Source organism: Bacillus sp. FSL H8-0492 (genome assembly GCF_038006145.1).
In the GTDB taxonomy this organism is placed as follows: domain Bacteria; phylum Bacillota; class Bacilli; order Bacillales; family Bacillaceae_G; genus Bacillus_A; species Bacillus_A mycoides.
In genome coordinates, this window is record NZ_JBBOUP010000001.1 from 2595485 (window position 1) to 2621515 (window position 26031).

The 26031-nt window shown below is 33.9% G+C and carries 25 protein-coding genes and 2 pseudogenes; 6 read left to right on the top strand and 21 right to left on the bottom strand.

The features are described 5' to 3' along the window. Positions 1-15: 15 nt before the first annotated feature. The 4 genes and pseudogenes from MHH66_RS13445 to MHH66_RS13460 all read right to left on the bottom strand — a co-directional run. Positions 16-1081 (bottom strand): annotated as a pseudogene (locus tag MHH66_RS13445) (DnaJ family domain-containing protein); the annotation flags it as partial. 103 nt (positions 1082-1184) lie between these two features. Continuing rightward, positions 1185-1547 carry a hypothetical protein gene (locus MHH66_RS13450; RefSeq protein ID WP_063219020.1) on the bottom strand — a complete coding sequence of 121 codons (363 nt, stop codon included), beginning with the start codon at positions 1545-1547 and terminating at the stop codon, positions 1185-1187. Positions 1548-1817: 270 nt separating this feature from the next. After that, positions 1818-2189: a YxiJ-like family protein gene (locus MHH66_RS13455; protein ID WP_063219021.1), complete on the bottom strand. Its 372-nt coding sequence runs from the start codon at positions 2187-2189 to the stop codon at positions 1818-1820. Between the two features lie 12 nt (positions 2190-2201). Beyond that, positions 2202-3053, bottom strand: a complete 852-nt coding sequence (locus MHH66_RS13460; protein WP_063219022.1) for a patatin-like phospholipase family protein — start codon at positions 3051-3053, stop codon at positions 2202-2204. 179 nt (positions 3054-3232) lie between these two features. Here MHH66_RS13460 and MHH66_RS13465 point away from each other — a divergent pair, with 179 nt between their 5' ends. Then, positions 3233-3610, top strand: a complete 378-nt coding sequence (locus MHH66_RS13465; protein ID WP_002065713.1) for a PH domain-containing protein — start codon at positions 3233-3235, stop codon at positions 3608-3610. 121 nt (positions 3611-3731) lie between these two features. Here the strand turns inward: MHH66_RS13465 and MHH66_RS13470 are convergent, their stop codons facing one another. The 5 genes from MHH66_RS13470 to MHH66_RS13490 all read right to left on the bottom strand — a co-directional run bounded on the left by MHH66_RS13470 (position 3732) and on the right by MHH66_RS13490 (position 7507). Beyond that, entirely contained in the window at positions 3732-4256 is a 525-nt protein-coding gene (locus MHH66_RS13470; RefSeq protein ID WP_063219023.1) for a GNAT family N-acetyltransferase, read from the bottom strand. Continuing rightward, complete coding sequence (locus MHH66_RS13475; protein ID WP_063219024.1) at positions 4196-4717, bottom strand: YfiT family bacillithiol transferase; 522 nt, start codon at positions 4715-4717, stop codon at positions 4196-4198. The genes MHH66_RS13470 and MHH66_RS13475 overlap by 61 nt, the downstream gene beginning before the upstream one ends. A gap of 22 nt (positions 4718-4739) precedes the next feature. Continuing rightward, positions 4740-5261: a GNAT family N-acetyltransferase gene (locus MHH66_RS13480; RefSeq protein WP_078185782.1), complete on the bottom strand. Its 522-nt coding sequence runs from the start codon at positions 5259-5261 to the stop codon at positions 4740-4742. Between the two features lie 63 nt (positions 5262-5324). Beyond that, positions 5325-6647, bottom strand: a complete 1323-nt coding sequence (locus MHH66_RS13485; RefSeq protein ID WP_002013257.1) for an FAD-dependent oxidoreductase — start codon at positions 6645-6647, stop codon at positions 5325-5327. A gap of 80 nt (positions 6648-6727) precedes the next feature. Further along, positions 6728-7507, bottom strand: coding sequence for an undecaprenyl-diphosphate phosphatase (locus tag MHH66_RS13490; RefSeq protein WP_078185783.1), 780 nt, complete (start codon positions 7505-7507; stop codon positions 6728-6730). Between the two features lie 156 nt (positions 7508-7663). On the opposite strand from MHH66_RS13490, the gene MHH66_RS13495 reads away from it, so the two are divergent. After that, positions 7664-7870: a hypothetical protein gene (locus MHH66_RS13495; RefSeq protein ID WP_002127593.1), complete on the top strand. Its 207-nt coding sequence runs from the start codon at positions 7664-7666 to the stop codon at positions 7868-7870. A 126-nt stretch (positions 7871-7996) separates the two neighbouring features. Here the strand turns inward: MHH66_RS13495 and MHH66_RS13500 are convergent, their stop codons facing one another. The 7 genes and pseudogenes from MHH66_RS13500 to MHH66_RS13530 form a co-directional block, all read right to left on the bottom strand. Further along, entirely contained in the window at positions 7997-8377 is a 381-nt protein-coding gene (locus MHH66_RS13500) for a nucleotide excision repair endonuclease (RefSeq protein ID WP_002013261.1), read from the bottom strand. A gap of 77 nt (positions 8378-8454) precedes the next feature. Then, entirely contained in the window at positions 8455-9018 is a 564-nt protein-coding gene (locus tag MHH66_RS13505) for a GNAT family N-acetyltransferase (RefSeq protein WP_016127053.1), read from the bottom strand. 68 nt (positions 9019-9086) lie between these two features. Then, complete coding sequence (locus MHH66_RS13510) at positions 9087-9659, bottom strand: hypothetical protein (protein ID WP_078185784.1); 573 nt, start codon at positions 9657-9659, stop codon at positions 9087-9089. A 198-nt stretch (positions 9660-9857) separates the two neighbouring features. Next, complete coding sequence (locus MHH66_RS13515; RefSeq protein WP_078185785.1) at positions 9858-11288, bottom strand: PQQ-dependent sugar dehydrogenase; 1431 nt, start codon at positions 11286-11288, stop codon at positions 9858-9860. Positions 11289-11378: 90 nt separating this feature from the next. Then, positions 11379-13098 (bottom strand): annotated as a pseudogene (locus tag MHH66_RS13520) (alpha-keto acid decarboxylase family protein). A 379-nt stretch (positions 13099-13477) separates the two neighbouring features. Next, positions 13478-15352, bottom strand: coding sequence for an ABC transporter ATP-binding protein (locus MHH66_RS13525; RefSeq protein ID WP_078185787.1), 1875 nt, complete (start codon positions 15350-15352; stop codon positions 13478-13480). Beyond that, positions 15349-17595: an ABC transporter ATP-binding protein gene (locus tag MHH66_RS13530; RefSeq protein WP_078185788.1), complete on the bottom strand. Its 2247-nt coding sequence runs from the start codon at positions 17593-17595 to the stop codon at positions 15349-15351. The genes MHH66_RS13525 and MHH66_RS13530 overlap by 4 nt, the downstream gene beginning before the upstream one ends. A 441-nt stretch (positions 17596-18036) precedes the next feature. Between MHH66_RS13530 and pssA the strand changes: the two genes are divergently transcribed. Continuing rightward, a complete protein-coding gene (pssA, locus tag MHH66_RS13535; RefSeq protein WP_002085344.1) occupies positions 18037-18528 on the top strand; it encodes a CDP-diacylglycerol--serine O-phosphatidyltransferase in 492 nt (163 codons plus the stop codon). A gap of 446 nt (positions 18529-18974) precedes the next feature. Here pssA and MHH66_RS13540 read toward each other — a convergent pair whose 3' ends face one another. Both MHH66_RS13540 and MHH66_RS13545 read right to left on the bottom strand, forming a co-directional pair. Further along, on the bottom strand, positions 18975-20090 hold the full coding sequence (locus MHH66_RS13540; protein ID WP_078185799.1) for an NAD(P)/FAD-dependent oxidoreductase: 1116 nt from the start codon (positions 20088-20090) through the stop codon (positions 18975-18977). Between the two features lie 126 nt (positions 20091-20216). Then, the gene (locus MHH66_RS13545; protein WP_002085348.1) at positions 20217-20870 is read right to left on the bottom strand and encodes a YdeI/OmpD-associated family protein; all 654 of its coding nucleotides are present in this window, start codon (positions 20868-20870) and stop codon (positions 20217-20219) included. A gap of 143 nt (positions 20871-21013) precedes the next feature. On the opposite strand from MHH66_RS13545, the gene MHH66_RS13550 reads away from it, so the two are divergent. Further along, entirely contained in the window at positions 21014-21196 is a 183-nt protein-coding gene (locus MHH66_RS13550; RefSeq protein WP_002013279.1) for a hypothetical protein, read from the top strand. A gap of 19 nt (positions 21197-21215) precedes the next feature. Here the strand turns inward: MHH66_RS13550 and MHH66_RS13555 are convergent, their stop codons facing one another. From MHH66_RS13555 to MHH66_RS13565, 3 genes are all read right to left on the bottom strand, one after another. Then, positions 21216-21983, bottom strand: coding sequence for an arylamine N-acetyltransferase family protein (locus MHH66_RS13555; protein ID WP_063219034.1), 768 nt, complete (start codon positions 21981-21983; stop codon positions 21216-21218). 190 nt (positions 21984-22173) lie between these two features. After that, entirely contained in the window at positions 22174-22542 is a 369-nt protein-coding gene (locus MHH66_RS13560) for a DUF4180 domain-containing protein (RefSeq protein ID WP_002141909.1), read from the bottom strand. A 171-nt stretch (positions 22543-22713) separates the two neighbouring features. After that, on the bottom strand, positions 22714-23388 hold the full coding sequence (locus MHH66_RS13565; protein WP_078185789.1) for an HAD family hydrolase: 675 nt from the start codon (positions 23386-23388) through the stop codon (positions 22714-22716). A gap of 463 nt (positions 23389-23851) precedes the next feature. On the opposite strand from MHH66_RS13565, the gene MHH66_RS13570 reads away from it, so the two are divergent. Both MHH66_RS13570 and MHH66_RS13575 read left to right on the top strand, forming a co-directional pair. After that, a complete protein-coding gene (locus MHH66_RS13570; protein WP_000800741.1) occupies positions 23852-24517 on the top strand; it encodes a response regulator transcription factor in 666 nt (221 codons plus the stop codon). After that, positions 24510-25982 carry a sensor histidine kinase gene (locus MHH66_RS13575; protein WP_078185790.1) on the top strand — a complete coding sequence of 491 codons (1473 nt, stop codon included), beginning with the start codon at positions 24510-24512 and terminating at the stop codon, positions 25980-25982. Before MHH66_RS13570 ends, MHH66_RS13575 begins: the two co-directional genes overlap by 8 nt. The last annotated feature ends 49 nt before the right edge of the window (positions 25983-26031 follow it).

The following is a 26031-nucleotide window of genomic DNA, read 5'->3' on the forward strand; positions in this document are numbered from 1 at the left end:
CTTCATTGAAAATCGTTAAATATCCGTTTTCACCCTCGTTTTTTGCGCACTTGGTGGACAAAGTAAATTATGTTCTAAAACCTTTTTATTAATAGTTCGAATTAAATCCGCTACTTCTGCAGTATTTGTAGTTTCTTTTAGCCTTTCTTTTAAATCATCAATTTCCTTTGAAAGCTCAATCCACCTAGGTAAAACATGATTATTTTTTAAAGTTCTATACAGTTGTTTTTCAGGATTATACGAAAGATCTTTATCTAGATTTAGAGGTTTCCCTTTACCTGGCAAATTATCAAAAGACCCTTTCTTTTCTGCTTCTTTAACGATAGAGCTAATATGATCCTCATACGTGAACGACCAAACTTTTTTATCTTTAACTAAAATTTCTTGTTTTTTAAGTTTTTTATCTAGCTCATCTTGATTCATAGATTCTCTCTCCTTTTTATTTTATAGTGTGGTTTTTGTATATTTTAATGCTATCAATCCATCACGTGACTTTTTATAGCGTCAAAAACTGCCCTGATCCACTTTAAACTCTTCGCAAGTAAATTGGGTATCCCTTTGCTTTTAAAGGCTCATATGGACGTCTATTCACTGTTAAAAGATGTTTATTTTCAGACACTCCTGATTCCGTACACGAATGAGGATTAGACGCAATGGTATTTGAAGATGTAATTTCATTTTCAATCTAAGGAATATCATTTTTAAAACTATCCTTTTTCCAATGCACGGATTCAGATAGTGACAAAGTACTTGAAAAAATATGAGGATTTTGAAGCAATGTATAAAAAGCTGCAATCTTTGTATACTTTTCTTCTTGATGCACACGATAATTAGCTTGAATCTCTGTTAAAAATGGGTTCGTTTTATTGTTATAAGTTAATCATTCTAGCTCATTAACATAATCTGCAGCAACGACAATACAAGGCGTTATTTATTTTTCTCAAATTAAATAATTGAGTGTTTTTATAATAGAAAGGTTCAATACAATAAGTATTTTTTGAAGTGGTGGTGTTTGAGAATAATTATGAGGTTTATGTTTATCATCTAAAATTGAACTAAAGGAAGAATACATTTCTAGCTTAATATAATGTGACAATAAAGTTTTTTAATTTCGATATCATAGCATAAGAGCCTTGCTACTTTTATTGTAATAAGACTCTTTAAATTTGGTTCATTCTGCTAATCTATGTAGTTAAGTTATCAATTGCTTGAATAGAAAGTTCTAATGCTTTAATTCTCCTTGTTAAAAGCGTTCTTTGAGGACTACCATCTTTAGACTTATCATAGGCTCTCTCAATTGATGGGAGCAAACTAGCAAGGATATTACGAGCTTCTGCTAACTCTTCTTGGCTATACCGATGACTTTCTTGATTCCACACGTTCTCTAACACTGCTAACCCTATGCAAACAGCTTTAAATCGTTTTTTCACTAATGTAGTATTTGCACCTTTTTGAGTCATCTGTAATAGTGCATTTTCAAGTTTACGAATAGTCGATTGTAAAGATTTTATTGATTCCGATTTATCTATATTTGATACGTTTTCCATGTTACTGTTGTTCCTCCTGGCTTAACTTATTTAATACTGGATATAATAAGTACTTGATTTCACTCGAAATATTTTATCATAAATAACTAACTATATTCGAATTGGATAATGGATTAAAGGAAAACGGTATCTAAACGCCTCTCCCTCCTTTACATCATTCTATATGTACTTCTTTCTTCGTATTAGAATCCCTATATAAACAAGGTATTAAAATTGTATTTTTTATGAACAAAAAAACGCACAAGCAGCATAACTTGTACGTTTTTATTTTTATTCAGTAAGGTAATATAGTAGTAGTTTCCTGGTCTTCTCAAAATTCATGAAATCTCTATACAAAATGGGATACTTCACAATTTCTATTTCTAGAAAGTGATATTGCGGAAACCATTCAAAAAACGATTTCTTTAGCCACTTTATTTGATCAAACACAATCTCCTTTTCATTGTTATTAAGTATGTAACTTAAAGTACCTGCTGTATGCATCCAATAATAATTTAAATCAGCGCTTATGCAATCATCTTCTGTAAACATATTATTAAAATCTTTTCGTATTTTTCGAAGGTCACAATTCGGAAACGGTTTAAGCAGCGGACTATGCATTTTCTGCAATTCATTAAAAATAACCTTTTTACCTAATAGCAACTTTCCACCCCTTTATTTCTCTATCCAATTTAATAATTTTTCATAATGATATTGAGCATCTGTATAGCCGAGATTATATAAATTAACGAGTTTTTCTTTATTTCTTTCTATTCCGCTTATAGGAAGCTGTACGCTAGGCTGAATGATATAAAAATTGTCTTTTTGTTCTATTTGATTCATATAAGTTATCGTCTCATTATAAAAACGATAATGTTCTACTAAAGATTGTGCGATATTCGGATATTTTCTATATAACATTTTAGCCAGGCCTGAAAATTTGTTTCGCTGCTTCTCATACCCTTCTGGCTTTGTCATTATAACAACGTTTTTTAAATAACCATCATTTTGCGCTTTAAAAACTGGAATAGGATCTATAATCCCTCCATCTAACAATTTTCGATTATCATATTCTACAGCAGGTGCTATAAACGGCACAGAGCTTGATGCACGAATAATTTTTAAAATATCATTTCCATGTTCTGTTTTATTATAATAAACTGCCTGTCCTGATTCACAATCAGTCGTTCCGATTACAAACTGTTCATTTGAATTTAGAAAAGTTTGAAAATCAAACGGTACAATTTTGTTTGGTACTTCATCAAATAAAAAATCCATTCCAAATAATTCACGTTTTCTAATTAAGTTTCGATAAGATATATACCTGTGATCTGCTACTAGCTCTGTATTCACTTTCTTATTTCTTCCTTTTTGACGTGATAAATAGGTCGCTCCCATACATGCTCCAGCGGATACACCGACTACATACGGAAAAAATAAGTCCCTTTCCATAAAATACTCGAGTACTCCTGCAGTATATAACCCTTTCATTCCTCCGCCCTCTAATACTAAACCGATATTTTTCATGCTATATCCCTCTGCTTCTTTTTTCTTAATTATATGTTAGCACAAGATTTTAGGATGAGGTTATATAAATTAGTTGCAATAATAACAAAAAACTATTGAAGCAATGTCATAATTTATTAGTCATTCGCATGGTACAATATAAGAAACTCATTCCACATATTATAAAGGAGGAATTTCATATGGGTTTATTTAGTGGTATTTTAGGAAATGCATCAAGTGCGAGTACAGAAAGCGTTGAACGTGATTTAGAAAAGATTATGCTAGATGATGAGAAAGTTGAGCATGCTTATAAATTAATTCGTGATTTAATCGTATTTACAAATCGTCGTCTTATTTTAGTAGATAAACAAGGAATATCAGGTAAAAAAACAGAGTATCATTCTATTCCTTATAAAAGCATTACACAATTTAGCATTGAAACAGCTGGGCATTTTGATTTAGATGCAGAGCTTAAAATTTGGGTATCTAGTATGGATGATCCAATTACGAAAGAATTTAAAGGTGACGATAGTATTTTAAGCATTCAAAAGGCGTTAGTAACATATACGACAAAATAACGCATTTTTGTATATTTATTCACTTTCAAAATTACTAACCCGAACTTTTTGGAAGAATATACATTAATTTTGTATATTTAATCTTAAATAACATAAAAAGGTAAAGCATTTAAAATGTGCTTTACCTTTCTTTTTTATAATAAATTAAAGTCGCTTTATCATTTAATTTCTTTTTAAATTCCGCTCTTATATATCCCATCTTTTCGTATAGAAAACAATTTCGTTCTTCCTCTAAAATTGTAGCAAGCTCCCAAGTCGTTATTTCCGGAAACATCTCCTCGATTAAAATTAATACTTTTTGAGCAATTCCGTTCCCTTGATAGTTTGGAATAATAAACATCGGGCTTATCCGAAATTTAGATGCCTCTTCTTTACGTGATATACATATCGCGCCGACAAGATTCGTATTTACGAAAATTTTATAAAGTCCACCGTCCAGATTATTTATTCTTGAAATCGTTCTTTCAATACGTTCATTTGCCGGACTTGTTTCATAGTCCTTATACTTTTCTAATAATGAACTAAATGATTCTACTTGCATTTGAAATATAATCTCTGCATCAATTTCTGTCGCCTTCTCTAATGTTACCAATTTAAACGCGCTCTTAAAGAAGTAATGTGAGCTGTATGATGACGACCGTGCCATGCATATAGTCCAATTGCAGCAGCAAGTTTTGTTTCTCCTGATTCAGGATGATTAAATGTCTTTTCTAAATCTGCCGGTTCTAAAGAATATAATAAGTTAACCCATCTTTTATGTAATGAATCTAGCATTACAAGTGAAACATCCACTGGTAATTTCGAGTCAGGTAGATCTGCCCATTTTTCTTCTTTATACGGTTTAATAGTTGGATTCTTTTCTGTCAGTGCTAATTTAAAGCGTATGTAGCTATTCATATGACTATCAACAACATGATGAACAACTTGGCGAACAGTCCATCCACCGACGCGATACGGTGTATCTAACTGCTTCTGATCTAAATCTTTTATCGCTCTTGCTAGTTCATTAGGTAAATCCTCTATTTCTTGAATCCATTTATCAATTATTTCTTCTGTAATAGTTCCTACATAAGTAAATTGACCTATTGGATAACGTAAATCCTTCATGTACATGTCCCCCCTATTATTTTTAATCCTTAGTAGTCCTCCAAATATAATGTACGAAATTTACGTTTCCCCCGTTTAAATCTACAGTAGTTGTCTCCGCTTCCTTTTCACGAGAAAATCCGCTCTTTTCTAATACAATTTGTGAAGCTATGTTATTTGTTGTTGTCATAGCATGTATTTCATTAATTTCATAGACTCTTGCTTGAGCCAAAATCAATTTTACAGATGATGCTGCAACTCCTTTTTTTGTAAAATCCTCTCCAACTCGGTAGCCTAACGACCCAATTCGTTTTTCCTTATCTACATCAACTAAATTGATACGTCCTACAATTTCTTTTTCTGTATTACGTATGAGATGAAAATAAGAAATCCCCTCAGTTTGTTCTTTTAATAGTTCGGCAAGTTGCTTTTGAAAGTATTCATACACGTAATAATTAGAGCCACGACTTGGTACCATTGTTTCAAAAAATGATTTGTTCGTTAGTTCAAAATTAAATAAATCTTCAGCGTCTTGATTCTTTAATTGTTCTATGTATATTTCCATCCCGTTTACCCCTTCTTGATTTACTAACTGTTATACATTCTTTTTTAAACGATAATTTTCCTGCTATTTCTTTCGTCTGAGTAATACAGTAAGTAATACTCTAGGATGAAAAAGATGAAATGGACTACGAATTAAGTTCATAACTCTGACTAACCGAATATAAATATCAGAATCACTTGCAGAAAGTTGATATATTTGTTTCGTATACCATTGCTGAAATTTTTGTTTCGTAGTTAATTCTTTCTGTAACTTAGGATGACGTGCTATCTCCGTTGTGGTCATTTCCCAAGGTGTTTTGATAATCATAGCAGTCTTCCTATAAAACTCTCGAGTTAATGTTTTATCAAGCCTTTTTCTCCCTTGAAGAATTAGTTGCAATTGGTGAGCTTCCATAGCTGCAACTGAAACACCTTGTCCGAAAACTGGATCAAAACGACAATGCGCATCTCCAACTACTAACAATCCTTCAGGCAAATTATTAACTAGATCAAATCGCCTGCGTACTTGATATGGAATTTTGTACGTTTTTATATCGGTAATCGCCTCAGATTTGTTTAGAAACTCTGTAACATTAGTGATTGATAGGTTTTCAGCAAAATCATAAAATTCATCATCTGTTTGCGGTGCTTTTTCATTCGCATATCCACTAAAAGTAACAAAATAACGATCATCTTCAATCGTTTGAATTAGAACACCATAAGGATTCTCAGGAAAACTTGGAGACATAAGCATATTACAGCAGTCTAATTTCTCTTTTTCTTTGAGCCTAAACATTCTAGTTGCGTAAAACAAATCAATTCTTACTTTCTCTTCTTGTACTTCGAAATTGTATTCTTGTAACCAATCTATACTTTTCGAACCAAATCCACTTGCATCAACAACAAGATCTGCATGAAATTCTTCTTTCATTCCTGTTTTCAAACATTTAGCTGTTATTCCATAGACTTTATTAAGTTTGTTATCTACTAGTAATCCTTCAACCAACATTTCATACTTCGAAGTAACATTTGAAACTTGTTCAATTCGTTTTTGAATATGCGATTCTAACAGAAGACGACTTTGTTGAATCATATTTATTTCGCCTTTGAAAGGCTGCTTCCATAGGCCGAACTGATGCCATTTTAAATCGCGAGTAAAGTTATTTACGATGCTACCTGCTTCAATTAATTCATTAGTAATGTTAGGAAACAACTCCTCAAGTGCTTCTTCGCCGCCTTTTAATAACACATGCGGATGATTACTTTGCGGAACTCTTTTTCGCGGACCATTTCCATCCCATTCTTCACCAGCTTCTACAATGATTACTTCTTCAAACGTATTTGATAAAGCCTTTGCGGCGAGTTTTCCTGCGATACTTCCACCAATAACAATAGCCTTAGTAAACATTTTTTCCCCCTTAATGAAAAGAGATCCTGTCGTGTATGAATGGAACAGGATCTTAACTAATAATTCCTTGATAATTATATTTAAAACACCTGTGTGAATTGCAACGTTAAAATTAAAATACCTAATCCCCATACGTAATACGCGAATACTTTTAAAGAATAACGTTTTAAATATTGAATCATCCATGAAACTGCTATGTAACCAAAGAACGCTGCTGATAATGTTCCGACAATTAGTGATGTACTAGAAATAGATTCAGCTTTCCCTTGAAAAACATCTGCAAATTGCAAGATGATAGCTCCGACAATAGCTGGTGTTGATAATAAAAAGGAAAAGTACGCCGCTGTTTCGCGGTCTAACTTTCTCCATAATGCAGCGACAATTGTCATTCCAGAACGGGAAATTGCTGGAAATATAGCTACTGCTTGAAATGAACCAATTATGAATGCATCTTTATATGTAATATCATTCATTTTTTTACGACCGTTCTTTTGTTTATCGGTCATATAAAGAAATAAACCCGTCACTAAAAACTCCCAACCTATTGTTATACCTGTTTTTGAAATATCTTCAAAAAAGTCTTTAAATAATAAGCCGATTACAACCGCAGGTATCGTCCCGACAATAAGTAATAGCATAAGCTTTGAAAATGGATTTTTTATTAAATAAATAAATTCTTTTCTATAATAAATAAACACCGCAAGTAACGTCCCTATATGCAGCATCGTATCTAAAAACAAACCTGCCTCATCTAACTGAAAAATATGTCGCCCTAAATATAGGTGACCTGTACTGCTTATAGGTAAAAACTCTGTCAGCCCTTGAATAATTCCTAAAATAAAAGCTTCTAGCCAATTCATGATGATCTCCTTTCTCATTTGCTTGTACCAATATATGATGCTTTAATTTTTGTTATGAAAGAAAATATATTTCTCTTGGGGATTTACTTTAACCTTTATTTAGAAGTTATGGATTGCGATAAAGATGGATATATATGTAAAAAAAGGAGGGTTTACATGGAGAAACACACAAAATTAGGCAACATATTACTTTGGATTGGACCAATTCTTGTGTTCTTAGGCTTATGTATGACAAATGTAATTACAGACATACCTTTCTTCGAAGGAAAGCATAAAACTTTTGGAATTATTATGTTATTTATAGGGGTACTTTGTTTAATTGCCGCTCATTACTTTAAAATACGAAAAAATTCTGCCGATTAAATAATCTATTCCCTTATAAGGAGGAACAAATGCGAGGAAAATCATTACGGACAAAAATTACAAAGCTATATAAATAAAAACAATCCTAGTGTATGTACTAGGATTGTTTCATTTCGCTAATGTTGTTTATTTATAAAACACTTTATCAACGTTATATTTCGCTTTGTACTTATTAATGATGTATGTTTCGTAAATTTCTCTTTCAGTTGGATCTTCTACGATACATGCATCGATACGGTATACTTCATCACGATTATTTTTGATTGGTGAAACATTATCTTCAAAATGCTTTTTAATACGTTGTCTAATTTTACGAGCTTTACCTACGAAAAGAAGTTCGTCATTAATATTGTAAAACATAAAAATGCCGCCTTTATCTCTAGGGAACAAGTGGAAATCGATAAAACCGTTAATTGGAGTAATTAATGGCTCGTCTCCTTTAATAACTTGGTTACGTTCAGTAATTGAAACATCAGCTTCAGGAATATTAATTTTAATCAAGTTCATTCACGTCCTCTTTTATTATAAAGATAAATAATAGCATAAGTATGTAAGAAAAGCTATGTTAAGAGAGATATTTCATTTTATAATTCAAATATTATAGGTATATCATGTAAACTTTTTTTCCAAATCATATGATCGTTTGATTCGCCCCAATAATCCTTCAGCACATAACTAGGTTTTCCAAACTTTTTTGTCCATATACTTTGTGCTTTTTTGTATCCACTATCTAAACAGCATTCGATTATTCCTCTGCTAAGTAATGTAAGATACATTGTATTTAGTAGTAAACTCCCTATACCTTTTCTTTGATACTCCGGAAGTATAAATACAGTTCCTATTTCATACAAATCCTTAAGTACACCGTCTGTACAACTATTAATCAATGCACTTGCTGGACCGATTTCAATCGTTCCAATGATTTTATCGTTACTTGTATCTATTGCTAATAAAAAGTAACGACTTTCTCCATTACTATCAAAATCATTTTTTAAATATTTCTTTTTCGAGTTAATTTCATTTTCTATGTCATCTAATAGATGTGATAACCCTTCGTTTTTAAATGTATTAGTAATAACAAGACGAAAAAACAAATGTAATTCATCTAAATCATTCGAATTCGGCCTTCTAATTTCAATGTTATACATGGCTTACATCTCCAATTTTTAAAAATATATGAGAAAGTGTATTTGTTCAAAAAGATTTTATGCAATTGCTAAGACCATACTTTATATACTCTATTCATTATTATTCTACACAACTCTGCATAGATCCAGCAGTATAAAAAACTCAGTATAAATATTAATGTAATAACTTTTATATCCATAGTCGTATGAATAGTAGGACCAAGTACAGGAAAACGGAAGATATCGAGAATGATCATAATTCCTATAAGTAGACATATCGCTGAAAAGGAAATTACCCAAATCCTCCTCTTGAATTGTAAAAAGGATACTCCTAACGCTATACCTAATAAGCCTGTAGTAAAGAGAAAGACAATTAGTTCACTTGGCTCAATAATGAATAATAGGAAAATAGTAAGAATATAAGAAAGTACTCCCTCACGAATAGAATAACAAATAGCTAGAAAAATCGGTAGCGTCGCGAAAGGACTAATAAATAACCCAATTCCAGGGATTAAGTTCCCCGCAGATTGAAAAATAGCAGCAAATGAACCGAGTAATGCTGTAATGACTAACCTACTTGCAGGCGTCACCTTTCTTTTATGAACAAAATTCGCATCCTGCTCTATCATCCATTGATACCAATAGCTTCTAAAGCGATTCATCAAATTCCCCCCTAAAGAGACTTAATTCACCACTTTCTATTTTTATTCAAATACTTATTGGTTATGTTTTACTTTCTGCTTGTTAGGAATCACTATACAATAGATGTTTATCCATAGAAGGTTTTTTAAGAGGCGCTAAGTCGTGCGTTTGAAAAAGTATGAATTCCATATATTTTTAGACTAAGAGTTTATACCGTATCATGGAACAATTTCAAAAATAGTACCTTTGTTAAATTCAGTTACTTTCATAGAACCATAAACTCCTAAATATAATCTAGTTTGATCTAAGTTTGTTCCTAAACTAACATAATAAGCTACTTGAGTCCCAAAATCATAAGTGGTTTCAATAACATGAAAATCATTACGTTTCCCGTCTAGAGCTGCTCTAGTAAAAGCTAACACTCCCTTTACTGGAGATTGAAATTCTTCTTTCTTAGCAAGATCAGTAAACACGATACTACCAGTTAAACTAGGAATTGTAGTTCCCATATATGGTTGTACTCCTGTAAGTGAGGTTCCTCCAAACTTATCTGCTCTGGAATCTTTATGAAAATAACTAATTAGGGGCTGTATGCGCCTCACTGATGTTTCTATTGTTTCATTATAATAAGCCATTGTTCTCTCATCCAAAGTAGGGTTCTCAGAACAGTGCCTTATAAAAGAAGTAGGAAATTCTCCTTCCCATCCTCGCCAACCAAAATTAATAAATCCATCTTGATTGGGAGTGGATCTCATTAAAGGCGTTTGAACAAGTTCGGTAACCGGTATGGGTTTATAATGAACAAACGAAAAAATAGACTCTACAATATCCTGCCCGACATTTCCAGCATATTTGATATATTGATTATAAAATCTTTGAAATGAAATACCTGTTATATTCCGAACTCCTTTCGCAATTACTGTAAGTGTTTCTTGTATAGATAAAGGAAACTCATTAAAGCGTGTAACTACTGGAGGGTTATTTATGAATGTATTTTTACTTACATCAATTTCAATTATTTTGCCCGCTATTTCTAAATCATCCTGGCTTAAATTAAATGGATCATAACCCGATCCACCATCTCCATTTGTAAAAACAAGTTTTCCACTCTCAGGTGAAAAGTTTAAACTATTGACTCCGTTATGATTAAAAAAGGGCCTTCTTATGTTAAGTAATGTCCGTCGTTTTTGAGGTTGACTATGTGATTGTAAAATCCATTCCTCAACCGTATCAATATGATCATATTGAGTATCTCTATTTACCCACTTTAAGTTTAAAGTTTTCGGATCACACGGATTAGGTTTAAAAGGTTCAGAAAGGGCACCCGGACCTTGAGTGCCAGCTACTGAATAATGAAGGTAAAATAAACCGTTTTGATAAAATTGTGGATGAAACGCTAGTCCTAGCAATCCGCGTTCATCATAACCGCTACTAGAGACACCTTCTTCAAACGTGCCTAATTTGATAATTCGCGGGCGAATATCTAAAAAAGTCCTTATAACTCCGTCTCCTATGTAAAAGATTTCTCCTACCTGGGTTGCAATAAATAACCTTTCAATTGAGTCACCTGGTAGTATAGTTGTTTTCAAAACAGTAGGTAAATTGAACTTACTTGCAATGGGCCGTAAACTAACCTTAACTTTTGTCAACTCACTTACACCCCTTTAATTGCGTTTTATTAAAAGAATATGATTAGAACTGTTCAATTAGTATCCAATTAGGGACTAGAGAATTGGATACTATTTCTGACTGCGCTGCTTTTCCTGCTTCTCCATATAACTACGCATCCGTCGCATATATTCAGGTGCGTCCATTCGATTCCCTGCGATCATTTCAATAATACAGAGTCTTTTGGCGCTTTCCTTTTCAGCATGGATTATAGCCTGATCAAGCTCTCCATAGGTCCGGACCGTAACGGTAAACGCGTTACCTCCAAAAGCTTCGGCCAGCTTGGTGTAAGACCATCGAGGGATTTGGTTGTACTTTTGATCCTCTGTTTTGACATTTAAATATCTCTCGATTGTATAACCATCGTTGTTCAAAACAAAGATTATAGGCTTGCAGCCGTAATAGAGCATAGAACTGATTTCCTGTACCGTTAGCTGCAGGGCACCGTCACCTGTAAACACCAATACTCGGCGTTCCGGCGCGGCCATAATAGCACCAAACGCCGAAGGGATTGCGTAACCGATGGACTGCCATCCACCTTGTCCAATATATGTTACATTGCCCGGCAGTCTTATATCTCCCATTCCGTAATAAAGCGTTCCGGTCTCGGCGATTACAATATCCTCCTCTTTCAGCATGCGCTGAAAACGTGGATAATAGCCGTCCGCCATTAGAGGTCCGTCGGCAATAGTTGTGAATTGCTCATAAGGGAATGACAATTTTTTTGTCAAACCTTTGCCCTTATAATTCACCTTCTGAACGGCAAGTAGCATGTCGGCTGCAAGAACATTCGGATATTCCGCCTCAGCGATTTTAACTATATCCGGTTGAATATTGACAGTTATCAGCGGATTCAGCTTTGCGGTAAAACTTGCGGTGTTTGTGTCCGCCCATACCATGCCAATCGCAATGATACAATCTGCATTCTCTACCGTACTTTGGACTTCAGTCCTCCCAAAAGAGCCTTGATACATTCCGATATAATTTGGATGGTTCTCGTCGAATCCTCCCTTCCCGTACATCATCGTTACAACAGGCACATTCATTGCATCGGCTAGCTGCTGAGTCGCTGTCTGAAGGCCGAATCGCATCGTTTTCACATCCACCAGGATAAACCGGTCGTTGGGCACGTTCCAAAAGCGGACGGACATGATTCACTGCAGCCTGAAGGGTATTCGGGTTGGATGTTGGACGTGGTGGTACCGGTTCTGCCCAGACTTTAATCGGCTTGGTCACTAAATCATTAGCCACAACCAGGTATACTGGCTTTTTCTTTTCCTTAGCAATGCGAATCGCAGTCTGAATTTCAATCTTGGCATTTTCCGGCGTAAGCACCGCGGTATATGCCGTAATCTGCTCATACACCTTGCGAAAAACGTCAAAATTCCCATCCATTAAGGTGTGATGCATAAGCTTATGCTCTTTTTGATCCTTCTCAGGAGGCGCACCCACAATGTGTATAATTGGCACATGCTCGCTGTTGGCTCCCGCTATCGCATTGCATGCACTGAGCTCCCCGACCCCAAATGTCGTAATAAGAGCCGATATTCTTTTGATTCTTGCATAGCCATCTGCAGTGTAGCCCGAGTTTAGTTCATTTCGTCCTTCTATAAAACGGATGCCGTTATAACACTCCAAAGTATCAAGAAGTGTAAAATTATAGTCCCCTGCGACACCAAAAATTTCGGTAATGCCCTCGAGTTTCAGGCAATCGAACAAATACTGGCCAACCGTTTTTGGATCAGGTCCCCTTTGTAAACCAAAGCTGCCCGTATTAATCATGTTGTCCATCGCTTGCTCACTCCTTATCTATTTCTTTGGCTTGTTCTATTTTATAGTACCCTTTTTGATAATTCCCTTTAATTAAACCGGTTATCCGTTGTGCAACAATTAATCGGGAAGAAATGCTCCTTATCTTTGGAGATATTCATAAAACAAGAGAAGGAGGAGAAACACTAAAACATTACAAGAATGTATTAATTAATCTTCTAATGTTCTTTTTAAATTGTTTCCCTTTAAAACATCCCATTTATCATGCTCCTCACTCTGTTTTGCAAAAGTCTAGCTTACTTTTTAAAATTTTGTAACAGAACCTTAAAAATAATAAAAACCCACGAAGAAAATGCATTTTCTTCGTGGGTTTAGTTATTTAAATGGACTTTCACCTAACTCAAGAAGCATCCGCACCTTCAAACTGACTATTATAAAGCGAAGCATAGAAACCATCAGCTTTCAATAACTCTTCATGATTACCTTGTTCTACAATATCTCCGTCTTTCATGACAAGGATTAAATCTGCATCACGTATTGTTGATAATCTATGAGCGATAATGAAGCTTGTTCTACCTTCCATAAGGTTTTCCATCGCTTTTTGAATCAATACTTCTGTACGAGTGTCAATGGAGCTTGTTGCTTCATCGAGTATTAATATTTTCGGATCCGCTATAAGGGCACGTGCAATTGTTAGTAGTTGCTTTTGTCCTTGAGATACGTTGCTTGCTTCTTCGTTTAGTTCCATTTGATATTTATTTGGTAATGTTTTTACGAAGTTGTGAACGTGAGCTGCTTTCGCTGCTTCAATTACTTCTTCGTCTGTAGCATCGAGTCTACCATAACGTATATTTTCCATGATGGAGCCGTTAAATAGCCAAGTGTCTTGAAGTACCATACCAAACATGTTGCGCAGGTCTTCTCGCGTGAAGTCTTTTATATCGTGACCGTCGATACATATTGCACCGCTGTTTATGTCATAGAAACGCATTAACAGTTTTACAATCGTTGTTTTACCAGCTCCGGTTTGTCCGACGATTGCTACCTTTTGTCCAGGTTTAATGTTAGATGAGAAATTATTGATGATGATTTTATCTGGATTGTATCCAAATTGAACATCTTGGAAGGTAACTTCTCCTTGAACTTTTTGCAGCTTCACTGGATTTTCTGCTTCTGGCACTTCCTCTTCTTCTTCTAAAAATTCGAAGACTCTTTCTGCAGCAGCTGCAGTAGATTGAAGTACGTTCGCGATTTGTGCTACTTGAGCGATTGGTTGCGTAAAGCTTCTAACATATTGCACAAAGGCTAAAATGTCTCCAACTGCGATGGTTCTCTTTACCGCAAGCCATCCACCTAAAATAGATACAGCGACGTAACCGATATTACCGATAAATGTCATAATCGGCATCATCATTCCAGATAAAAATTGAGATTTCCATGCGGAATGGTAAAGGGTATCATTTACCTTTTCGAATTTTTTCACTTCTTCTTCTTCTTTGTTGAAGGCTTTTACGATATTGTGACCACTATAAATTTCTTCGACCTGACCGTTTACGTGTCCTAAATATTCTTGCTGGGATTTGAAGTATTTTTGTGATCGTTTTACGACTGCCATGATGAGAATCATCGATACTGGCAATATTAAAAGCGCCACTAATGTCATTTGCCAGCTGATTGATAACATCATGATAAGTACACCGATGATTGTAATAACGGATGTGATGATTTGCGACATACTTTGGTTTAAAGTTTGGCTCACCGTATCTACGTCATTTGTAATTCTCGATAATACTTCGCCGTGCGTTGTTTTATCAAAGTATTTCAGCGGCATACGGTTAATTTTTTCATCGATTTCTTTTCTGAAGTTATAAGATACTTTTTGAGCTACTCCAGAAATAATGTACCCCTGGATAATACCAAACACAGTGCTCAGTATATATAATCCAAGGAGTAAAATGACAATGTTTCCGATATAGGTAAAGTCAATGGCCGCACCGGGTGCTCCGGATACTTTGCTTACGAGTCCTTCGAAAAGTTTTGTTGTCGCGTTTCCTAAAATTTTTGGACCAACGATTGTAAAGGCTGCACTACCGATTGCGAAAAGGATAACGACTAAGATTGGTAATTTATAGGGCTTCAAGTATTGAAGGAGTTTATTCATCGTTCCTTTGAAGTTTTTTGCTTTCTCAATCTTTCTCATGCCGCCGCCCATAGGACCGCCACCGCCAGGACCAGGGCCGCTTTGTTTTCTATTTTCTATTTTTCTATCACTCATGATGACAACTCCTCTCTTGAAAGTTGTGATAAAGCAATTTGCTTATAAACTTCACAGTTTTCCATAAGCTCTTCATGAGTACCAGTTCCAATTATTTTTCCTTCGTCAAGTACAATAATCTTATCGGCATTCATGATTGTACTGATTCTTTGGGCAATAAGTAAAATAGTACTTCCTGTAATCTCATTGTTTAAAGCTCTGCGCAATGCTGCGTCTGTCTTAAAGTCAAGAGCTGAGAAACTATCATCGAATATGAAAATTTCTGATTTTTTCGTAAGAGCACGTGCAATAGAAAATCTTTGTTTTTGACCACCGGAAACGTTCGTACCACCTTGTGATATTTCTGTGCGGAAGCTTTCAGGTTTCGCGTTAATAAACTCCATAGCTTGCGCGATTTCCGCCGCTTTTTCGAGTTCTTCTTCAGTTGCTTCTTTTTTACCATATTTCAAATTACTCTCGATTGTACCTGAGAAGAGAACTCCTTTTTGCGGTACATAACCAATTTTCTCTCTTAATTCCTTCTGAGATACTTCTCTAATATCCGTGCCATCTATTAATATTTGGCCGCTTGTGACATCGTAAAAGCGTGGAATTAAGTTGATTAATGTTGATTTACCACTACCTGTACTTCCGATGAAAGCTGTCGTTTCACCAGGTTTTGCAGTAAAGGTGATATTGGAAAGCACATCTTCTTCTGCACCTGGGTATCTAAAGCCAACATTTTTAAATTCAACGTAACCTTTCTTGTCTGAAGCAAATGTTTTCGGCTCTTTTACATCACTAATGGTAATGTCAGTATCTAAAACTTCTGCGATACGTTGTGCGGAAACTGAAGCACGTGGAACCATAATAGATACCATTGAAATCATTAAGAAGGCCATGATGATTTGCATTGTATATTGCATAAATGCCATCAAATCACCAACTTGCATATGTCCCATATCCACTTGGTGTGATCCAACCCAAATAATAAGTACAGTAACGGCATTCATGATAAACATCATCATTGGCATCATAAATGACATTAAACGGCTTACAAATAAATTTGTTTTTGTTAAATCTTGATTTCCTTTTTCAAATTTCTTTTCTTCATGTTTTTGAGTATTAAAAGCACGAATAACTAGCATACCGGTTAAAGATTCACGAGTGATTAAGTTAATTTTATCTACTAACTTTTGGATACGCTTAAACTTAGGAATCGCGATGCTAAATAAACCAATGACTAGGCTTAAAATCGCAATTACCGCAACTGCGATAATCCATCCCATTGAAAGGTCTGTAGTAAGTACTTTAATAATGCCGCCGATACCTAAAATTGGTGCATAGAATACAATGCGAAGCATCATAACCATAAGTGTTTGAACTTGCTGGATATCATTTGTACTTCTTGTGATTAGAGATGCAGTGGAAAACTTATCAAACTCCGCATTCGAGAAGTTGGTAACTTTCCGGAATACTTTCTTTCTAAGGTCTCTGCCGAGTCCTGCAGCTACTTTTGCAGCAAGTAAACTCACGATAACGGTAGCTGCCATACTTACTAAGGATAAAAGTAGCATTTTCCCGCCGGAAGTAAGAATAAAATTAGATTGAAGTTTATCAGTATTGATACCGATTTTCTTATACTCATTCTCAATGTATGAAACAGCTGATTGTGTTACCATGCTGCCTGGCATATTCTTAAACTTTTCATCTGCCTTTTCTTTCATTGCATTGATTTGATCTTGAGGAAGTTTCGCAATGATTGCAAAAGGATCTGTATTTGGCGGAAGCTTCGTCGGTGTGTTGTTGTCACCTGTCGCAGCAGAAGAGAAAGCAGATGAGCCACCTTTTTCAATTCCTTGTGTAATTAACATTGGTTTCCCAAAGATATCGTTAAGTCCGTTAATTATTTTTTTATCTTCTGTATGTAACTTATAAAGTGGCTCTTTATCAAGCTGCGGATAATCTTTTAAGTCATTTTTTAGTTCACTTTGAGAGAGGTTGTTCTTATCTAAAAGGACATAGTTGTCAGCAACTTTTTTCTTCTCATTTTCATTCATAAAGAGCGTAAGTTTATCCATTTCACTTTTACGAATAACCTCAGGTACTGCATTTTCTACACCTTTTTGTTGAATCCCTACATTGACAATGTTAGACATGTAGTCTGGCAGTGATAGATCGCATACTGCCTGTACAGTTAAAAGACATACAACTGCAATGATGGAAGCAATAAATGGTTTTAAATGTTTGATGATCTTTAACATTTAGTTCATCTCTCCATTTTCTTTGTCTAATTTTTTTAGTTTTTACTCCGCTTCTCTCCTTTATTCTTCGTATTCTAAGTAATTCATTCTAGCAGCTCTTTACGTATTTTCGACTACAGATTAATTTTATGACTATATGAAGATATAATGCACCGAAAATAATCAAACATATTTTATAAAAAGTGATTCTATAAAATATGTTTAAAGCCTATTTTGATAACTTTTTTTTCAAAAACAGGCTTTTTATATTAGGTAAATCAGCAGTAATAGACTTACCTTTGATCAAACATGTTTATAAACCAACATAACGTACAGGAAATCGTCTTTTCTCTTGCCGAAATTTACTTAGCATACAGTGGTCATATATTTTCAAGAATAACGGAAGAATATATAGAAAATGCTACATAAACGTGAAGTTTGATCAACTTAGGGGGGACAACCTTGTTCAATCAAATAGTAAAAGCTGTACCCAATTTATTTACGATTGGAAATTTATTGTGCGGTGTTTTTTCAATTACCATGAATATGAGTGACTATTTGGAAGTAGCCTCCATTTTCATTTTCTTTTCAGCTGTTTTAGATCTCCTTGATGGAAGAATTGCGAGGAAATTAAAAGTGAACAGTGAGTTTGGTGTACAATTGGATTCCTTAGCTGATATTGTTAGTTTCGGAGTTGCTCCTGCACTTTTATTTCATTCGATAGCAACACCTTCTATTTTAACTTCTTTGGCATTTATCCTTTTCCCAACGATGGGTGCTTTAAGATTAGCTAAATTTAGTGTAAAACCAACCATTGGATATTTTAAGGGATTACCTATTCCAGCTGCTGGATTACCATTGGCCGGTATGGGATTGTTTTCATATAGCAATGCATGGATTACATTAATCCTCGCTCTCTTAATGGTAAGTCCAATTAGGTTTAAAAAACTTTAATTGGGATCCCGTCTATCGCTTTAATTTCATTTGTGGAACGGTTCGCTAATATCCATCAAGTTGAGGGTTTTGATGTTATTCATCATTTTACGAATGCAGCGATGGGACAGACTTTAAAGAGCTTATCTATTGTAATTAATCATAATAGATTGTGAAATTGAATAGCCTCCAGTTTTTGAGGCTATTGTTTATATTTCTGATATGTATTTTCGCCTCTATATTGAACGAATCAATCTTTCTTCTCTAATACCTCAAACGATAAAAATGGACTTCGTTGCTATAAAGGGCAAAAAATTTTCGTTTTGTGGATTATCTATTTTCTTAGCTTGGTAACGATGTGGTGGTACCCCTTGTTTAAAAGAACTCCTACCTCCCAAAATACTTAGTTACGCCCAAATAACATAACAAAAAGATTAGGAAATCACTCCTAATCTTTTTGTTTATTACTATTCCATTGCCCCAGCAACATCATAATCATTTAAATCTAATTCAATCGGTTGCCCTAACGCAAGTTTCGCAAGTTCTGATCCTAAGTATGGACCTGCTGTTAATCCTGAAGCACCTAATCCGTTTGCAATGAGTATGCCTTCAAAATTAGGGAGTGGGCCAATAACAGGTAAGAATCCTGGCGTAAACGGCCTGAATCCAACTCTAGTTTCAAGTATTGTACCATCTTCTAAACCAGGCGCTACTGTTAACGCTTTATGGAATACTTCATGTAAACCACCAGCTGTTACACGGTGATCGAAACCAGTATCATTCTCATGCGTTGCACCAATTACGACATGGCCATTGTCAAATGTTAAAATATATTGATCGTTCGGCGGCATTACAACTGGCATATTTTCTGTTGCTGTATTTTCCATTTGCAAATGAACAATTTGTCCTTTTTGGAACGTAACTAAGAAATTAATTCCTAATGGATTCAAGATTTCGTTCGCCCATGCGCCTGCAGTTACCATTACCTTTTCCGCTACAATTGTTTCGTCATTTACTTTAACTCCCGTAATATGATTCCCTTCACGGACTAATACTGCATCACCTTTTATGAAAGTTGCACCATGTTTTTTCGCAGCGCTTATTAATGCGTTGCGTAATAATCTTCCATTTACTCGTGCAGCGCCACTAATATGAACAGAACTATATTCTTCCGATAATGCTGGGAATAACTTTTTCGTTTCTTCAGCTGATAAGCGAGTGATTTCACCAATCTCCGGTGCATCTTCACGGCGTTTATACGCTCGCTCTTCCATTTGATCTAGTTTTTTCTCATCAGTATGTAAACTAATTGCACCTACACGGTTGTAACCTGTATCCGTTTCACCGTCTTCTTCTAATTGCTGAATTAACGAAGAATAGTAACGTGCACCGCCTTTAACGATTTTATACCATGCTTTATTACGACGTTGCGACAGCCACGGACAGACAATACCTGCTGCTGCATCAGTTGCTTGACCTAAATCTTGACGATCTACAATAGTAACCTTCGCACCAGCCTTAGCAAGATGATAGGCAGTAGATGCCCCTAAAATTCCAGATCCAACTACAATATACGATTTCATTTCAAACACCTTTTCTCTTTTGCTAATTATTTAAATATAAGAACATACTTTAGTATACTGAAAGGAATCCTTTTTTCAATGTGCTCAACGTAATTAATTGTTGCATCATTGTGACGTTCCTAATCATTATTTTTTCTTCTTACGGAATAATTCAATTGTTTTATAGCCTTGTGAAAGGATTTCAATCATTTTCTCAAGACGTTTATCGCGTGTTTTTTCTTGTTTCACAGAAAATAAATTACGTGCCCAATCTTTTTGATAACCAGGAGTTAAACTTTGATAAAACTTAAGTTCAGCTGGATGATTAGCCAATAATGCTTCAACATCTTGAATACGGTCTGCATAATCAGCAACACATTGACTCGCTGCAGGTGTTTTCTTCGCTTTTTTCTTTTCACGTTTTAAACCTACAACTGTAAAGACATCATCCATACTTACCATTCGCGCAAATTTAATTTCGCTTTCCCCCACATATCCATCATCTCCAACGTTTAATGCCGGAAACATCTCATCACGGTGAATAAACGTACTGTAACGAGCATTACCTTTTTTCGGATATGCGAAAAACACGTAACCTTTTTCAATTAGTAATTCTTCATTACTAATAATAAAATTCGTTTGTTTCACCATTTCATCAAGTGTTTCAACAAAAATAAAAATAGCATCATGTTCTTTTGAAAATGAGGTTTCTTTACCTGTGAAAATGTCATAATCACTTGGTTCGTTAATTACGACCATATTTGTATACTTATTTAGTTTCAATTTATCAATAACTGACATTATAATCTTCCTTTGCATCCAATATTCATTTTATATACTTCTTTATACTGTTCTAGTGTATTATATCTATTAAGAAAATTAAACTTGAAATCGTATCATTCTGTTTCAATAGATCATAATTTTTTACTATAAGGAGTGGTTTTATGCCGTATGTAATCCGAGATGAAGGGCTAGTTTTGCAAGGAGATAATGGAAAAGAGCCAGTCTTTCATACATATGAAGAAGCTGAGGAAACGTTAAAAACGTTAACTATACCGCAGTTTCCGAAACATATTAGACGAAAACCATTTAAACCAAAAATAATAAAAATAGCCGATTCTGAATAAGAACCGGCTATTTTTATATTCACAACTCAATAGCAAATAAAGTATATAAAAGCTCTTTATATTGATTTTCTGTAATTTCACGCTTCGTTTTTTCTCCATAAATAATTTCAGTTAAAATAGTATTCGTTAATGAGACATGGCCAAAGTTCGTCAACTTTACTGCAATGGGTCCTTTATTGAAAAGAGATTTCTCATCTTCTATCACTCTTCTTTGAACATCGTTTACTACTGTCTCATCAATAATATGTTTATAAAAAGCATGACAAACTTTCCATTCTCCATCAACATCTATTCTTTCTAGAACATAGTTTCCTTTACTCGTATCTTTTTTTCTTACTCGATACGAACCGTTTTTAGAAGAAACAAGTTCGCCAGTAAACGGTACTGGCACAAGAGGTACTAATGAAGCAATACCTACATCAATTAAGTACCTTACGTTTTCGTAATTTAAAATAATTGTTATATGCCCATCTTCAAATGCCCAAGCGTTTATATCATTTTTATATACGGTACCTAGTGCGAGTTGTACATCATAACCACTATCTTTTAAAAAATAGTAAAAAAGAGTATTTAATTCATAACAAAGCCCACCTCGAGAACTAGTTAAAATTTTCTCTTGTAAGTTTTTCATAGAAATTGTATTCGCATTACTTGCTATTACATTTAAATTCTCAAACGGGATTGTGTGGGCAAATGCAAAGAGTATTGTACTTAATTCTTCAAATTTTATTTCAGTACGTTTTTCAAGGTTTAATCTTGTGAAAAGTTGATCTTGTAACTTTGTCATATTCAGCACCCCTTAATAAGTTATAAATTAAAATAATATATGCTGATTGTAAATTTGAAGGGATATAGTAACAATGTACATTTGCAGTTACTGTACCGGTACAAAATTTAAATTTGAAAAACATATTTATATAAAAATACAAATAAGAGGCACCTTCACGGATGCCTCTTTCGAATTACATTTTATATCTTTATTTCAATGAGCTTAATTTTTCAATTGCTTGTTGCTCAGTTGCTAATAAAAAAATATCCTTACCTTTATTACATTCATAAATAAAATCCTTTAAGCTTTTACTCGTATACATAGAGAAATCTCCAATAATAGCAATCTTTACTCTGTAGTTTATAAACTTTTGAAGAATATCACCCGCAAGCCGTGTTTTTAAGTCAAAGAAGCTTTCACTTATTAATGATTTATTGATAGCAATCCGCTTTGAATCCACTTCATATTGAACTGTTGCCATGAGATCTAATGCAGATTGAACGTCGGATATTAATACTGTATCGTTTCTGACGACGGCAATATTTATTCCGCCAATTACTACTTTCTTTATTTCCATAGTCTCACCCCTCTATAATTTATAAAGTATATATTAAACACGCTGTGTAGATCTTCATTAACACACATAAATGATTTGCCCCTGGCTCAATAACCTCTATTTCATCGTAAATAAATATTGTTTTAAAGCTTCTCATACGGTCAATGAAATTAAGGGTACTCTATCTTTTTACTATTTTTGAAAATTTATCTCTCCACAATAACTTAATAAATTATCAAAAGAAGTAATCTCGGCATGTGGTTTAGTGTCGGTATTATTCTTAATCATATTAGGATTGAACCATATGCCCTTTATATTTGCATTTTGACAACCAGCAATATCCTTTTCTAAGTCATCTCCAACAAATAGTACATCTTCTGATTGTACATTTAGCTTATTTAATGCTAGTTCGAATATACGTTTATCAGGTTTACTAAATCTCACTTCTTCAGAAATAATAATCGTATCAAAATACTCATTTAAACCCGTATTCATTATTTTAGCTTTTTGCCTCTGAGTTGAGCCATTTGTAATAATTCCAACTTTAAAGTGCCTCTTTATATGATTTAAGAAAAGAATAGTATTTTGGTCAATTGAAAAACATTTAGGAAAGTTTTCATTCCAAAAATCTTGGATATAATTGCGTGGCAATCTATATTTCGGCGCGAATTCATCAAATAATGATTCTAAAACTATTGTTTTATCATTAATGCCATATTCTCTTTTATCATATTCTTTGAATTTCTGTAACATATTGTTTTTGACTGTATCACTAACATCCTCATAGCACTTCTCTAAAACTAATAAAAACAAGTTATCTACTGCCTTATCCCTATCGAGTAACGTATCATCTAAATCAAACAGCATAGCTTTATAACCCCTCAAATAATTTCACAACCTTTCTCACATGATTTAAATAATCCCTTGTTCGCACCTTAGGCCTTTACTAAATTAGCAAAAAAACTACAAAGTTTGTGGCGTACGCTCTAGAATTTCGCTGGCTTCTTTTATATTTAAATTCATCTCCCTTTCCCATTCTAGTAAAGTATCGAAAGTATATTTTCAAACAGTAAAAAAAAACTACATGCAATTTACATTATTATACATTAGTTTTTTGTAAATATTAATCGTTCAGCTTTTTATATGATAAGTTTTTTCAAGCACACAAATATTTCTCCATAAAAAAGGAATATGGGTAATAATCCTTTTTTACGGAGAATACACAATCTTGAAAATGGAGTTAATACGTTAAACGTCCTATGAAGTTTCCTACTGTATCTCCACATAAACTCCAGATAGTACGGCTATAATGACTACCAGAGGTGATATTATGAAAAACTATCATATTCTCGTGGTAGAAGACGATCAAGAAATTCAGGAATTAATTAAACAATTTTTAATGACACAACAGTATACAGTTGTAGTCGCATCAGATGGATTAGAGGGTATGACACAATTTAATAAGCAATCCTTTGATTTAATTCTTCTAGATGTAATGATGCCCAATCTTAATGGATTTGAAGTATCCAAGATGATTCGAAGTCAGTCAAACGTACCAATTATTATGCTAACTGCATTGGAAGAAGAGGAAGATCAAATGAAAGGGTTCGATCTTGGAATCGATGATTATATAACAAAACCCTTTTCGTTTCATGTTTTGATTAGACGAGTCGAAGCTGTACTTAGAAGAAGTTATGATAAAAATGTAAATAATCATTTGGTATTTAAAGAAGTGCGTATCGATGTTGATGCATATAGAGTATATGTAAATGACGTTGAAATTTTATTAACGACAAAAGAGTTTGAAATTCTACAACTACTATTTCAAAATGAGAGAAAAGTACTCACAAGAGAAAATATCGTAGAAAAAGTTTGGGGGTACGATTATTTTGGAGAAACACGAATAATTGATACACATATTAAAAACCTACGTAAAAAGTTAGCTATCCCTTATATTAAAACAATAAAGGGTATTGGTTATAAAATTGATGAATAGTATTGTGAAAATCATGAAGATGAAGCAAATTACTTATAAACTCTTTATGACTACCTCTCTCATTTTGTTATCCTTTGCAGTATTGATTTATTTAACTTTATACTTCTTTCTCCCTACGTTTTATGAGCAATACAAAACAGATCAACTTCAAACAGGGATAAAAGAAATCATTGATAAATCTAAAGATCTTATGTTTCAAGATGCGATACCACTTTTTGATGAATATGCAAAAAAAAATAATGCGATGCTTTATCTTCAAAATAATGAGGGAATAATTAAATACTCTCCTTCATTTTCTTTTACTCAAAATGGTTCGCAAACAACAGTAGTTACTAGAGCCACACGGTTCGAGAATGCAGGTACCCTTAGCAATTCATATAACGTTACGAAACCAATTCAATTCCAAGATGGTAGTTTAACGCTTATAGTCTTTGCTACATTTCAACCAATTGATGAAGCTTCACAGGTTTTAGTACGCTTTCTCCCCTATATTAGTATCATTGTACTCATAATTGGTGTAGGGAGTGCTTATTTCTATTCCAGGTTTATTACAAAACCACTTATTTATATTAATGAGGGTGCACAAAAGATGGCAAATTTAGATTTCTCCGAAAAAATTGAGGTTCGCTCTACAGATGAGTTAGGAGAATTATCTAATAGTTTGAATGACATGTCTATTAACTTACAACAAGCTATGTTTGATTTAAAAAAAGCAAATCAACAATTAAAAAATGATATTGAAAAAGAACGAGAAATAGAAACAAAACGCAGAGAGTTTTTTGCGATTGTAGCACATGAATTAAAGACCCCTCTTACTGTAATGAAAGGATACTTAGAAGGGATGATATACAATATTGGCCCTTATCAAAATCGTGATCAATATTTAAAGAAAAATCATCAAATTATTGAAAGTATGGAACAATTAGTTCGTGAAATTTTAAGCATGTCAAAATTAGAACAACACACCTTTAAACTAAAAGTAGAAGAAGTTAATCTTTCGAAGTTAATAGATACAATCACAAAAGATCTCGAATTTTTTGCTTCTCAAAAAAGCATCCAAATAATAAAAGAAATTGATTCTGATCTTTCTGTTTATACAGATCGTGTTCTTTTTGAAAAAGCATGTAAAAATATTATCCATAATGCAGTTATGTATTCACCACATAATGAAAAAGTCTATATAAAGTTAAGTGAGGATTCTAAACAAGGTCAAATCAAAATGCAAATTATGAATACAGGTGTCAATATTAAAGAAGAGAATATACAACAAATTTTCAAACCATTTTATCGAATTGAAAAATCAAGGAATCGAAATACTGGAGGAAGTGGTTTGGGGTTATATATTGTTAAACAAATTCTTGAAACGTTAGATATAAAGTATTCTATAAAGAATATGGAACGTAGTGTACAATTTAGCATGAACATTCCATTATCTAAACAAAAAACAAACAAACTCCCCTCTTAGTAGGACGAGTTTGTTTGTTTTTGTAGTTTTAGTATTGATATTTTTCGAG

Bases quoted from the DNA above. Each gene is read 5' to 3' on its own strand.
- MHH66_RS13465 (WP_002065713.1), top strand. From the start codon at position 3,233: ATGGGTTTATTTAGTGGTATTTTAGGAAATGCATCAAGTGCGAGTACA.
- MHH66_RS13485 (WP_002013257.1), bottom strand. From the start codon at position 6,647: ATGTTTACTAAGGCTATTGTTATTGGTGGAAGTATCGCAGGAAAACTC.
- MHH66_RS13460 (WP_063219022.1), bottom strand. From the start codon at position 3,053: ATGAAAAATATCGGTTTAGTATTAGAGGGCGGAGGAATGAAAGGGTTA.
- MHH66_RS13545 (WP_002085348.1), bottom strand. From the start codon at position 20,870: ATGTCAGTTATTGATAAATTGAAACTAAATAAGTATACAAATATGGTC.
- MHH66_RS13565 (WP_078185789.1), bottom strand. From the start codon at position 23,388: ATGCTGTTTGATTTAGATGATACGTTACTCGATAGGGATAAGGCAGTA.
- MHH66_RS13490 (WP_078185783.1), bottom strand. From the start codon at position 7,507: ATGAATTGGCTAGAAGCTTTTATTTTAGGAATTATTCAAGGGCTGACA.
- MHH66_RS13450 (WP_063219020.1), bottom strand. From the start codon at position 1,547: ATGGAAAACGTATCAAATATAGATAAATCGGAATCAATAAAATCTTTA.
- MHH66_RS13555 (WP_063219034.1), bottom strand. From the start codon at position 21,983: ATGACAAAGTTACAAGATCAACTTTTCACAAGATTAAACCTTGAAAAA.
- MHH66_RS13500 (WP_002013261.1), bottom strand. From the start codon at position 8,377: ATGAACTTGATTAAAATTAATATTCCTGAAGCTGATGTTTCAATTACT.
- MHH66_RS13570 (WP_000800741.1), top strand. From the start codon at position 23,852: ATGAAAAACTATCATATTCTCGTGGTAGAAGACGATCAAGAAATTCAG.
- MHH66_RS13480 (WP_078185782.1), bottom strand. From the start codon at position 5,261: ATGGAAATATACATAGAACAATTAAAGAATCAAGACGCTGAAGATTTA.
- MHH66_RS13470 (WP_063219023.1), bottom strand. From the start codon at position 4,256: ATGGCACGGTCGTCATCATACAGCTCACATTACTTCTTTAAGAGCGCG.
- MHH66_RS13495 (WP_002127593.1), top strand. From the start codon at position 7,664: ATGGAGAAACACACAAAATTAGGCAACATATTACTTTGGATTGGACCA.
- MHH66_RS13510 (WP_078185784.1), bottom strand. From the start codon at position 9,659: ATGAATCGCTTTAGAAGCTATTGGTATCAATGGATGATAGAGCAGGAT.
- MHH66_RS13505 (WP_016127053.1), bottom strand. From the start codon at position 9,018: ATGTATAACATTGAAATTAGAAGGCCGAATTCGAATGATTTAGATGAA.
- MHH66_RS13550 (WP_002013279.1), top strand. From the start codon at position 21,014: ATGCCGTATGTAATCCGAGATGAAGGGCTAGTTTTGCAAGGAGATAAT.
- MHH66_RS13560 (WP_002141909.1), bottom strand. From the start codon at position 22,542: ATGGAAATAAAGAAAGTAGTAATTGGCGGAATAAATATTGCCGTCGTC.
- MHH66_RS13525 (WP_078185787.1), bottom strand. From the start codon at position 15,352: ATGAGTGATAGAAAAATAGAAAATAGAAAACAAAGCGGCCCTGGTCCT.
- MHH66_RS13575 (WP_078185790.1), top strand. From the start codon at position 24,510: ATGAATAGTATTGTGAAAATCATGAAGATGAAGCAAATTACTTATAAA.
- MHH66_RS13540 (WP_078185799.1), bottom strand. From the start codon at position 20,090: ATGAAATCGTATATTGTAGTTGGATCTGGAATTTTAGGGGCATCTACT.
- MHH66_RS13475 (WP_063219024.1), bottom strand. From the start codon at position 4,717: ATGAAGGATTTACGTTATCCAATAGGTCAATTTACTTATGTAGGAACT.
- MHH66_RS13530 (WP_078185788.1), bottom strand. From the start codon at position 17,595: ATGTTAAAGATCATCAAACATTTAAAACCATTTATTGCTTCCATCATT.